General features: G+C 45.0%; 14 protein-coding genes. All 14 read right to left on the reverse strand.

What is annotated here, in order from left to right:
• Positions 1-96 precede the first annotated feature (96 nt).
• Entirely contained in the window at positions 97-858 is a 762-nt protein-coding gene (ybgF, locus tag NP165_RS08200) for a tol-pal system protein YbgF (protein WP_257083489.1), read from the reverse strand.
• A 15-nt stretch (positions 859-873) separates the two neighbouring features.
• Entirely contained in the window at positions 874-1413 is a 540-nt protein-coding gene (pal, locus tag NP165_RS08205) for a peptidoglycan-associated lipoprotein Pal (protein WP_257083490.1), read from the reverse strand.
• Positions 1414-1447: 34 nt separating this feature from the next.
• Complete coding sequence (gene tolB, locus NP165_RS08210; RefSeq protein ID WP_257085569.1) at positions 1448-2779, reverse strand: Tol-Pal system beta propeller repeat protein TolB; 1332 nt, start codon at positions 2777-2779, stop codon at positions 1448-1450.
• A gap of 36 nt (positions 2780-2815) precedes the next feature.
• Positions 2816-3865, reverse strand: coding sequence for a cell envelope integrity protein TolA (gene tolA, locus NP165_RS08215; RefSeq protein WP_257083491.1), 1050 nt, complete (start codon positions 3863-3865; stop codon positions 2816-2818).
• 14 nt (positions 3866-3879) lie between these two features.
• Positions 3880-4323 carry a protein TolR gene (gene tolR, locus NP165_RS08220; protein ID WP_257083492.1) on the reverse strand — a complete coding sequence of 148 codons (444 nt, stop codon included), beginning with the start codon at positions 4321-4323 and terminating at the stop codon, positions 3880-3882.
• 3 nt (positions 4324-4326) lie between these two features.
• Positions 4327-5025 carry a protein TolQ gene (tolQ, locus tag NP165_RS08225; RefSeq protein ID WP_257083493.1) on the reverse strand — a complete coding sequence of 233 codons (699 nt, stop codon included), beginning with the start codon at positions 5023-5025 and terminating at the stop codon, positions 4327-4329.
• Positions 5015-5434: a tol-pal system-associated acyl-CoA thioesterase gene (gene ybgC / locus NP165_RS08230; RefSeq protein WP_257083494.1), complete on the reverse strand. Its 420-nt coding sequence runs from the start codon at positions 5432-5434 to the stop codon at positions 5015-5017. The genes tolQ and ybgC overlap by 11 nt, the downstream gene beginning before the upstream one ends.
• Positions 5435-5593: 159 nt before the next feature.
• On the reverse strand, positions 5594-5896 hold the full coding sequence (gene ybgE / locus NP165_RS08235; RefSeq protein WP_257083495.1) for a cyd operon protein YbgE: 303 nt from the start codon (positions 5894-5896) through the stop codon (positions 5594-5596).
• Entirely contained in the window at positions 5889-5996 is a 108-nt protein-coding gene (gene cydX / locus NP165_RS08240) for a cytochrome bd-I oxidase subunit CydX (RefSeq protein WP_000270284.1), read from the reverse strand. Before cydX ends, ybgE begins: the two co-directional genes overlap by 8 nt.
• Before the next feature lie 12 nt (positions 5997-6008).
• Positions 6009-7145: a cytochrome d ubiquinol oxidase subunit II gene (cydB, locus tag NP165_RS08245; RefSeq protein ID WP_257083496.1), complete on the reverse strand. Its 1137-nt coding sequence runs from the start codon at positions 7143-7145 to the stop codon at positions 6009-6011.
• Between the two features lie 16 nt (positions 7146-7161).
• The gene (gene cydA, locus NP165_RS08250) at positions 7162-8748 is read right to left on the reverse strand and encodes a cytochrome ubiquinol oxidase subunit I (RefSeq protein ID WP_257083497.1); all 1587 of its coding nucleotides are present in this window, start codon (positions 8746-8748) and stop codon (positions 7162-7164) included.
• Positions 8749-9192: 444 nt separating this feature from the next.
• Positions 9193-10197 carry a Holliday junction branch migration DNA helicase RuvB gene (ruvB, locus tag NP165_RS08255; protein ID WP_257083498.1) on the reverse strand — a complete coding sequence of 335 codons (1005 nt, stop codon included), beginning with the start codon at positions 10195-10197 and terminating at the stop codon, positions 9193-9195.
• Positions 10198-10214: 17 nt separating this feature from the next.
• Complete coding sequence (ruvA, locus tag NP165_RS08260; RefSeq protein WP_257083499.1) at positions 10215-10832, reverse strand: Holliday junction branch migration protein RuvA; 618 nt, start codon at positions 10830-10832, stop codon at positions 10215-10217.
• Positions 10833-10958: 126 nt separating this feature from the next.
• A complete protein-coding gene (gene ruvC, locus NP165_RS08265; RefSeq protein ID WP_257083500.1) occupies positions 10959-11480 on the reverse strand; it encodes a crossover junction endodeoxyribonuclease RuvC in 522 nt (173 codons plus the stop codon).
• Between the last annotated feature and the right edge of the window lie 152 nt (positions 11481-11632).

Below are 11632 nucleotides of genomic sequence, written 5' to 3' on the forward strand. Positions count from 1 at the left end.
GTATTCAAGATGCCAGTTTAACCCCGAATAAGTTGGATGACTTTCTGCACGTTCTAGCCAAAAACAAAAAGGAGCGCATTGCGCTCCAAATTCATTCTATAAGTGCTCTTTTGCCAGTTTGGCTGAAGCACTATCTGGGTATTCGTTCACAACTTGTTGATAGTATTTCTTTGCCTGTGCAGCATTATTGTTTCTGCTAGCAATGTCACCAAGCTTGACTAACGCATCTGCACGCTTGTTTGAGTCTTTGTAAGACACAACAGCTGCAAAACTTTTTACCGCTTCTTTGTCTTGCTTCTTAGCAAAGTAGAGCTGACCTAACCAGTAATGGGAGTTAGGGGCAAATGTCGAATCAGGAAAGTCTGTCTGAAATTTTTGAAACGCAGCGATGGCACCGTTGTAATCTCGCTCCTTAAGGATCAAGTCAACGGCATTTTGATAAGCCGTTTGCTCATTTGCGTTCGTGCTGTACGTTCCTTGCGGAGATTCGTTAGTGATATTGTCACTGATTGCAGCTGCTGGAGCGGCACTGACTTGACCACGCACTTTATCCAGTTCGATAAACAACTCTCGTTGGCGCTTCAACATTTGTTGCATGTCGTAGTTGTTCTTTTCCAGCTGACCACGTAGTTCACTGATTTCTAGCGCCATTTCGTCTACTTGCTGCTGCATACGAATTTGAACGCGGTTTCTGGTTTCTAACATTTTTTCCAGACGTTGTACGTCGTTTGAGCTAGATCGAGTGGATGCTGCATTACTGCCGCTTAGATCAGATACTGGAGCTGGTGCAGCGAGCACGGAGCCCGCTGCACTTGCCAGTAACGTAAGCGTAATAACGCGCTTAAGGTTACTGAACATAAGGTTTTTCCTTAATTAGTATACTAGAACAGCACGACGGTTCTTAGCGTATACATCGTTAGACTGACCTAGTAGAAGAGGCTTCTCTTCACCGTAGCTCACGATTGAGATTTGATCCGCTTGAACACCTAGTGCTTGAAGGTATTTAGCAACTGCAGTTGCACGACGCTCACCTAGTGCAATGTTGTACTCTGGCGTACCGCGCTCGTCTGCATGGCCTTCAACTGTTACACGTAGAGAAGAGTTTTTGCTTAGGTAAGCTGCGTGCGCTTCTAGCATTTCTTCGTAATCTGCTGCGATTGTTGAGTTATCAAACGCAAAGTAGATTGTTTGAGACTCACGTAGAGCCTGCTCTTTAAGTTCTTGTTCAGAAAGTTGACCAGCTTGATCGATTGGAGATACAACTGTTGTATCAACACCACCTGCTACACCAGACGTTGTTTGGTTAGTTTCAGAACCAGTTGCATTTGCTGCGTCGTCACTTGAACTACACGCTGTAACTGCTAGTACTGGTAGTGCAATTAGTAGCCCTTTAAGAACTTTGTTTAGTTGCATTTTTATATTTTCCTTAGTTATTAATACTTACTTGCTACAAAAACGGTGACCATGCTGGAGCACGAACTCTACCATTTGTTGCCGGTAATCGAGCTTTAAAGCGTCCATCTATCGAAACCATCGAAAGTACGTTGGTTTTGTTGTAGGTAGAGCTGTAAATAACCATCCCACCATTTGGCGCGATGCTTGGTGACTCATCAAGTAAAGTCTTCGTCAATACTTCTACTGAGCCTGTCTCCAAATCTTGCTTCGCTATATTGAATCCCGCGTTGGTGCGATTCACCATGACAAGGAAGCGGCCGTCAGGCGTAATCTGTCCACCTAAGTTTTGACTACCTTGCCAAGTCAGACGATTTGGAGTACCACCTGCCAAATCTACTTGATAAATCTGAGGTTTTCCACCTCTATCCGATGTAAATACAAGGGATTTTCCATCTGGATGCCAGAATGGTTCAGTATTGTTCGATCTACCCTGAGTAATTTGCGTCAATTTACGTGTTCTTAGATCAAGCGTATAAACTTGCAACGAACCCGATTTAGACAATACCAATGCTAACTTACTGCCATCAGGAGAGAATCGTGGCGCACCATTATGACGAGGGTATGATGTCACTTTTTCTTGCTTGCCAGTATAAATATCCATGATGAAGATTTCAGCTTGGCCATTTTGGAAACTTACATAAGCAAGTTTCTTACCATCTGGCGACCACGCTGGCGACATAAGTGGTTGCTTAGAACGCAATACTAAACGCTCATTGTAACCATCGTAGTCAGACACACGTAGTTGATACGGATATTTGGTATCTTTCTCATTCACCACCACGTACGCGATGCGTGTAAGAAAAGCACCACGTTCGCCAATTAATTCTTGGTAAATCAAATCTGAAATTCGATGCGCATATTCACGCATGCGTTCGCCAGGTACAGTGGCACGCTTGTTAAACAATACGTGATCTTGAGCCAGCACCAACTCGCCATCTGCGTTCAACGCTTTGCTCTGCCCTTGCGTCAGCTGTCCACGAATCACGTCAACAAGCTGATAGTTAATCAGGTAGTTACCATCCGCATTTTGAGTAATACTTCCCGTTAGTACCGCATCAACACCTAACCCGGTCCATGCGTCAAAATTGACCTCTGCATCACTGTAGGGTGTTTGTGGCATTTTATTGGTTGGGACTGGGCTAAATTTGCCACTTCGTTGTAAATCGGATGCGATCACCGCTGACATGTCGTGGGGTAGCTTAGTCGTCCCTTCCCATTTAAACGGAACAATCCCAATCGGGCGTGCCGAGTCGATACCGTCAGTAATAACCAGTTCCAGTGCAGCGTTTGCTACATTCGAGATACTGCAGAGCAGTACAAACATTCCTATTAGAAAGCGTTTAATCACGGCTTATTCCTTTTAGTCCAATGCAACAGTTAAGTTGATGTCTTTAAGTTTTTCGTTGACAGAAGCTTCCGAAGATTTAGGAAACGAGCCGACCTTTGCAATTGCGCTTTTGGTCGCTGCACACACTCTAGAGTCTCCACCTACAACGGTTACGCCAGAAACGAGCATATCCGACCCCGTTGGAATCAGCTTCATTTTGACTTTACACTCTTTCCCCAACAAATAATCATCTTTGATAAGTCTTTGCTGAATATTTTGAATATAGATAGCTGACATGCGTGCGATTTCATCGTCAATAAAACGATTTCGCGCCACGTTATTTTGTCCAGCTTCCGTTTCTAGCCCTGCAAAGATGTCGTTTAGTGCCGCTTCTTGCTCTTTCGCTTCACGTTCCAAACGTTTTAACCGTTCTTGTTCTTTACGAGCTTTCTCTGCCGCCTCTTTTGCAGCCTTCTCTTTCGCTAAGCGGTCTTTTTCCGCTTTTGCAGCCTTTTCTTCCGCTTCTTTCGCTGCTTTTTCACGAGCTAGACGCTCTTTTTCAGCTTTGGCAATAGCAGCTTCTTTCGCTAAACGCTCTTGCTCTGCCTTTTTGATCGCCTCTTCCTTCGCTTTGCGTTCTGTCTCTAGCTTAGCAGCTCGTTCGTTTTCTTTACGAACACGCTCTTCCGCTGCTAAACGTTCCTTTTCTTTCTGAACACGTTGCTTCTCTGCTTCTCGAGCCGCTTTCGCTTCTTTCACTTGCTGCTCTTTCAGCTTACGAATGCGTTCTTCTTCAGCTTGACGATTCTTTTCAAGTTGCTCGCTTTCACGACGAAGTTTATCAAGCCTATCCTGCTCTTTCTTCGCCGCTTCTTCACGTTGACTACGAATCTGTTGCGCTTGCTGCCTAACCATAGAGGGATCAATCACCACTGCCTGAACCATCTGACCAGAAGGCTCGGGCTTAGACATGGTAAAATCAGCCCCCCAAACCAGCGCAACCACCAGTAAGGCGTGAAGAGAAACCGATATGAATATCGGCTTCGTACTATCACTCTTTTTTCTAGGCTTACTATCTTTCATATCTTTAAGAAAAATTATTCCTTGATGTCTGTCAGTAGCCCGACTTTCGGGATTCCTGCTCGACTTAGCTCGTCCAGAACCAGAACCACTTCTGCATAAGGGGTTGCAGCGTCACCACCCACAGCAACTGGAGAGGTCGGTTTTAAGGAGATCTCCGCTTTAACACGAACGATAATATCTTGTAGTGATAAACCGCGAGTGACTTCTTCATCATTCACGCTCAAACCAAGATTGCCATCTTTATCGATCTCAACAATGATGAAGCTTGCGTCGCTGTCACCTGCCATATCAGACGTTGATTTTGCGGTAGAGGTTTTCGGTAGCTCTACATCGACACCCTGAGTGACAAACGGTGACGTCACCATAAAGATGATCAACAGTACCAACATTACGTCGATATACGGTACGACGTTGATCTCGGCCGTCATCTTTCTCTTTTTTCGTTGATACCCAGCCATTAGTTATTCCTTGTGGCTGTTTTCGCGCCCAGCCATCGCTTGACGGTGCAAAATGCTGTGGAATTCTTCAGAGAAAGTCGCGTAGTTATGCTCTAACTTACTCACTTTATTGCTTAGGCGGTTGTATGCCATTACAGCCGGAATCGCTGCAAACAGACCCATTGCGGTTGCAACAAGTGCTTCTGCAATACCCGGTGCAACCATAGCAAGCGTCGCCTGCTTCACTTCACCTAACGCGATAAACGCATGCATAATCCCCCAAACGGTACCGAATAGGCCGATGTAAGGGCTAATTGAACCAACCGTCGCTAGAAACGGCAAGCTGGTTTCTAGTTCATCCACTTCACGAGCAACGGCTACACGCATCGCGCGGCCCGTGCCTTCCATGATGTAATCTGGTGAATCTGAGTTGGATTTTCTTAAACGCGCAAATTCAGTAAAGCCTGAGTAGAAAATTTCTTCTGTACCACCCAGTTCATCTTTACGCTTTTTCGCATTTTGATAAAGAATTGAAAGATCTGTCCCTGACCAAAAACTATCTTCAAATGTCTCGGCTGCTTTTGCCGCGCCAGACAAGACATTGCTGCGCTTAATGATCATTGCCCAAGAAGCAATCGACATACCCAGCAAGGTTAACATCACCATTTTTACGAGTAGACTTGCTTGTAAAAATAGGTCAAGCATTGAAATATCAGCGGTCACTGTGGGTTAACTCCATAACTATTGATTGAGGCATAGCAATTGGCCTCATTTTCTCGTTGTCGATACATGCTACCTTAACCATTGCCTTACACAATGTTTTCCCTTCAGGATTTACGATCTCCTGACAGAAGGTTAACGATGCCTTTTTCACGTCTGCAATGGTTGTTCTCACGACCAGATGGTCATCTAAACGGGCGCCTTGCAGAAAATCGATGTCCATGTGTCGGACTACAAAACCTATGTTTTGTTCCAACAGAATGTGCTGGGAAACCCCCACACTGCGAAGAAGCTCCGTTCTCGCTCGCTCAAAGTACTTGAGATAATTAGAGTGATAAACCACTCCACCAGCATCGGTATCTTCGTAATACACAGTTACCGGCCATTCAAAATTCAATTGGCTCTGTTGCACGGGGTTGCCCTTTTAAATCATTGAAGTGCTTTACTATAACTCAACTTGTTATCATTTAGGCAAAAGTTAGTTAAGTAACGTAAATATTTAAAAAAAATAGCGCCAACATGATGATGGGCGCTATTTCTCGTATAAAAAATGGATGTTTGCTGAAATGATTTAGAACCAGCGTACTAAAGTCAGGTAAGTCAGAATTGTCAGCGAGAAGTACGGGCTAAAAAGAACCTGCCAGTACCAATTGCGAGGTTTAAAACTGAGGCCAAATACCATGCTGGAGCAGAGCGCCCATATTAGTAATGGCGAGATAATGGCGTTAAAGCCACCTATGGAAGCGGAATACGCTTCAGGGTCCCACATTACCATCGCAACATGATAAAAACCTAACAATAGCGATAAGACCCTAAACAGGGCCTTATCTAATGGTGCATGTAGCTTAGCTACCTGCGCAGCGAGGTTACTCACTGTCTTTATCCATCATTTCTGAGTGCTCTAACCAAAGAGCGTTGATAATACCGAATGCACAAGCAAGTAGTACACCTAGAATCCATGCGAAATACCACATAGTTATCGCTCCTTAGTAAAGTGAGTTTTTGTTGTCTTCAATGTATTTGCTATCCAGGCGACCGAACATCTTATAGTAAGTCCAAGATGTGTAGCCAAGAATAACCGGAACCATCACTGCTGCTACTGCTGTCATTAGGTTCAGAGTTAGCTCAGACGACGTAGAATCCCACATTGTCAGACTGTGGCTTGCTTCTAAGCTCGAAGGCATGATGAATGGGAACATCGCGAAGCCTGCTGTTAGGATAATACCTGCGTTACCAAGGCTTGATGCCAAGAATGCGATACCACCTTTTTCAAGACGAGACGCTAGTACAGCCAGCAGAGGCATCACCACACCTAATACTGGAGCCGCCCACATCATTGGGTATGTCTCGAAGTTATTCATCCAAGCACCTGCTTCGCGGATCACTTCTTTATTGAGCGGGTCAGACGCCGCATTAGTATCAATCACACTTGTGATTACGTAGCCTTCGATGCTTTGCACCCAAAAACCAGCAGCGACAAACGCAGCAACTGTTAGTAGACCCATCAGTTGAGCAACATTACGAGCACGTACGTGTACTTGATCGGTTGTCTTCATTTGAAGCCATGTTGCACCTTGCATAACGATCATAGAAAGGCTAACCAAACCACATAACAGAGCAAATGGGTTTAGTAGACCAAAGAATGAACCGTGGTACGTTGGCATCAAAAAGTCGCTCAATTGGAAAGGCACACCTTGAAGCAAGTTACCAAATGCCACACCAAAGATGATTGGAGGCACAAAACCACTGATCGAGATACAGATATCCCAGCTATTGCGCCATTTTGGATCTTCAATCTTTGAACGGTAATCTAAGCCCAACGGACGTAGCCAAAGCGCTGCCAGCGTTAAAATCATCGCTAGGTAGAAACCTGAGAATGACGTTGCGTAAACAAGGGGCCATGCTGCAAACAATGCCCCACCAGCGGTGATAAGCCATACTTGGTTACCATCCCAGTGAGGAGCGATGGTATTGATCATCACTCGACGCTCGTTGTCGTTTTTGCCGATAACAGGTACAAGCGCGCCTACACCCATATCGAAACCATCAGTAATTGCAAAACCTACCAGTAGAACACCAATCAGTACCCACCAGATAAGTCGCAAGATTTCGTAATCAAACATTTTCTGTCTCCTTGCCTTACGCTTCTACTTGGCGGCTAACTTTATCTTCTACAGAGTTAGCTTCTTGCTCAAAGTGGTAACGACCAGTCTTCAGGCTGCTAGGGCCTTTACGAGCAAATTTCACCATCAGATAAACTTCTGCAATCAGGAACACGGTGTACAGTGCGATGATTGCGAATAGCGATGTCCAGATCTCAGCGGCTGTCAGTGCAGATGCCGCAACGTGAACAGGTAGAATCTCACCAACGGCCCAAGGCTGGCGACCAAATTCCGCAACAAACCAACCTGCTTCAATCGCAATCCAAGGAAGTGGAATACTAAACAGCGCAGCTTTAAGAACCCATTGTTTTTGCTCGATCTTCTGACGACAAGTCTGGATAAACGCCGCACCAAAGACGAATAGCATGATAAAGCCACACGCAACCATCACGCGGAACGACCAGAATAGAGGCCATACCGTTGGGATAGAATCATCCGCCGCCGCTTGAATTTGTTCTTCTGTCGCATCGACAACCTTGTCGGTGTAACGCTTCAGAAGTAAACCGTAACCTAGGTCGCCTTTGACTTCGTCAAACGCCGCCTTATTCTCTTCTGACTTATCACCAGCACGAAGTTTTTCTAGCAGCTCGTATGCATACATACCAGTGCGGATACGCTCAACGTGCTCGTCACGTAGGTCACGAAGACCCGTTACTTGCTCGTCGAATGAACGCGTCGCGATGATACCCATTACGTAAGGAATCTTGATCGCGTAGTCAGTGTGCATGGTTTCTTGGTTCGGAATACCAAACAGAGTAAAGGCTGCTGGAGCTGGCTCTGTGTGCCACTCAGACTCGATTGCTGCCAGTTTTACTTTCTGGACTTCGCCTAGCTCGTAACCTGATTCGTCACCCAGTACGATTACAGAAAGGATCGCCGCCATACCGAATGATGCTGCAATCGCAAATGAACGACGTGCGAATGCGATGTCACGACCTTTTAGTAGGTAGTAAGAGCTGATACCAAGGATAAACATTGCGCCAGTCGTGTAGCCAGAAGCAACCGTGTGTACGAATTTAACCTGAGCAACTGGGTTTAACACAACCTCAGCAAAACTCACCATTTCCATACGCATGGTTTCGAAATTGAATTCAGCACCAACTGGGTTTTGCATCCAACCGTTTGCAATCAAGATCCACAGTGCAGAGAAGTTTGAACCCAGCGCGACAAGCCAAGTGACGACAAGGTGCTGACGCTTCGTTAGGCGATCCCAACCAAAAAAGAACAAACCAACGAACGTTGATTCTAAGAAAAACGCAACAAGGGCTTCGATCGCGAGAGGTGCACCAAAGATATCGCCTACGTAATGCGAATAGTATGACCAGTTTGTACCAAACTGGAACTCCATGGTTAGGCCTGTTGCCACACCAAGGGCAAAGTTAATACCAAAAAGCTTACCCCAGAACTTTGTCATGTCCTTGTAGATTTGCTTATCCGTCATTACGTACAGAGATTCCATGATGGCCAGTAGGAAAGCCATACCCAGAGTCAGTGGTACGAAGAGGAAGTGATACATCGCTGTCAGTGCGAACTGGAACCGCGATAGATCAACTACGTCAATCATGTTTACTCCTAATGTGTCGGCTGAAGACACTCTTTACATTTTAGTTGCATAAGTAAGCGTTACTCAAACTTAAACATTGTTGCAGAAAAACAATTTGTTGTTGCAAAAATGTACCGCAACAGTTAGTTATTTGTTAAGCGTCAGCTAATATAGCTAGAGCTAATATTACTGCTAAAAACAGATTGTTTCAAAAGGTTTATGGGCGAGATTCGTGTTGATTTGTATCAAATATTTCACGTCAATTTTGATTAAAAAACCAACAATATGATCAAAATCAATATAAATAACAATAGTTGTTAAGGGCAGGTAAGAATTAATGATGCTTAACTATTTATGCAAAACATTTAAGTAACATTTAATACGAAATACTTACTTTTTTGGGTTCTAGATTATGTGACATTGAACAGAAAATAAAATGGCCAGCTTTACGCTGGCCATGAAAACTTATTTTTCAATTCCGAAATGGAGGTAGGCTCTGTCTGTGGCTATACGACCTCTTGGTGTCCTTTGCAGGTAGCCTTGCTGAATCAAATAGGGTTCTAGTACATCTTCGATGGTGTCTTTCTCTTCACCAATCGCGGCTGCCATGTTATCCAGACCAACTGGACCGCCACCGAATTTCTCCATAATCGCGAGTAGCAACTTTCTATCCATATAGTCAAAGCCTTGGGCATCCACATCCAGCATATTCAGTGCTTTGTCTGCCGTTTCTGCACAAATATGGCCGTTGCCTTTAACTTCCGCATAGTCTCGTACACGTCGTAGCAGTCGGTTTGCAATACGTGGCGTCCCTCGCGCTCGTCTTGCCACTTCCAACGCCCCTTCTGCATCCATAGATAACCCGAGGCAGTCCGCGCTGCGTTGTACAATGTTTTGGAGGTCTGGAATATTGTAGTATTCCAACCTTTGAGTAATACCGAATCGGTCACGCAGTGGTGACGTTAACGAACCCGCGCGAGTCGTTGCACCAACCAAAGTAAATGGAGGCAGGTCAATCTTGATTGAGCGTGCTGCAGGCCCTTCACCGATCATAATGTCCAGCTGATAATCTTCCATTGCTGGATACAGCACCTCTTCGACCATAGGACTTAGGCGGTGAATTTCATCAATAAACAACACATCGTTTTCTTCAAGGTTGGTCAGCAACGCGGCCAAGTCACCCGCCTTTTCTAAAACAGGGCCTGATGTGGTGCGAATATTGACACCCATTTCATTTGCGACGATGTTGGCTAATGTTGTTTTCCCTAAGCCGGGAGGACCAAAGATTAGAAGATGATCCAAGGCTTCTTCACGAAGCTGGGCGGCCTTAATGAATATTTCCATTTGATCACGCACATGATCTTGGCCTTTATAGTCTTCTAACTTTTTAGGTCGAATGGCGCGATCAATCACATCTTCTTCGCGATAAACGGGATTTTCTGGCGCTATAAGGCGATCCGCTTCAATCATTATTTATAACCTTGTTGTTAAACCATCGACTTAAGCGCTTCGCGGATCAGCTCTTCACTACTCATTTCTGGCTTCATCACCTGAGAGATCACTTTAGACGCTTGCGTTGGTTTATAGCCAAGCGCTAATAGTGCGCTGACCGCTTCTTCTTCAACATTACTTTGCTGAGCTTGAGGAGAGCTATCAGCAGGTGCGGCATCCGTAAACGGTGTAAACAAGTCTCCTGCGCCCCACCCTTTCAAGCGGTCTTTCATTTCAACAACCAAACGTTCAGCCGTTTTCTTACCGACACCCGGTAATTTAACCAGTGTTGAAACGTCTTCTCGTTCCACACAAGTGACAAACTGGCTCGCTGTCATCCCCGAAAGAATACCTAGCCCAAGTTTAGGCCCTACGCCATTCGCTTTGATCACTTCGCGGAACAGAGCACGCTCTTTTACTGTGTTGAAGCCGTATAGCAGCTGTGCATCTTCTCGAACAACAAAATGAGTGTAAATAATCGCTTCTTCACCGATATTTGGAAGTTCATAGAAACAACTCATCGGCATTTGTACTTCATAGCCAATGCCATTAACTTCGATGAGCAATTCAGGGGGTTGTTTTTCAATCAGAATGCCGCGCAGACGTCCAATCACAGTAAATTCTCTTTAGAAATGGATTTGCGACAGGATAATAAAGAACTGGATAGACATCCAGTTCTTTATTATTGATAAGGTGAATTTTGAGCGATTCTCACCGCGCCAGCACGGAGGTAATGATAACTAACGATAACGCCCACGACGTGCGCTCGTTGCTTTACCTGCCATTGCCGCTAGGGTCTTGTTTGTGTTTGCATGACAAATTGCAACACCAAGTGCATCGGCCGCATCGGCTTGTGGTCTGGCTGGTAGTTTCAACATGTGTTGAACCATATGCTGAACCTGAGTTTTATCCGCCGCGCCTGTGCCAACAACGGCCTGTTTAATTAATCGCGCCGCGTATTCATAGACTGGTAAATCGTAATTAACCGCAGCAACGATTGCACTGCCCCTAGCCTGACCTAACTTAAGCGCTGAATCGGCATTTCGAGCCATAAAGACTTGTTCAATCGCGAACACATCTGGCTGAAACTGAGTGATAATTTCCGAAACACCCGCATAGATCTGTTTTAGTCTGCCGGGCAGTTCTTTTTCTGACGTTCTGATACAGCCGCTACCTAGATATTGCAGGTGGCGACCAGTTTGACGTATGACACCATACCCTGTTATCCGGGAGCCGGGATCGATACCTAATATTACTGACATTGAAACCTAATCGTCATTTTTATTTCTTGGGTATGGTAAATCAGACTGACGACTATATCGAGGTAATTATTGTGCGTCTTAATAATCCATCATCCGAATAAACCTAGACAATGATATGAACATTTACTTTCCTAAATAGGCATAAAACAGAT

Origin of the sequence: Vibrio japonicus, from assembly GCF_024582835.1 — a bacterium.
GTDB lineage: Bacteria > Pseudomonadota > Gammaproteobacteria > Enterobacterales > Vibrionaceae > Vibrio > Vibrio japonicus.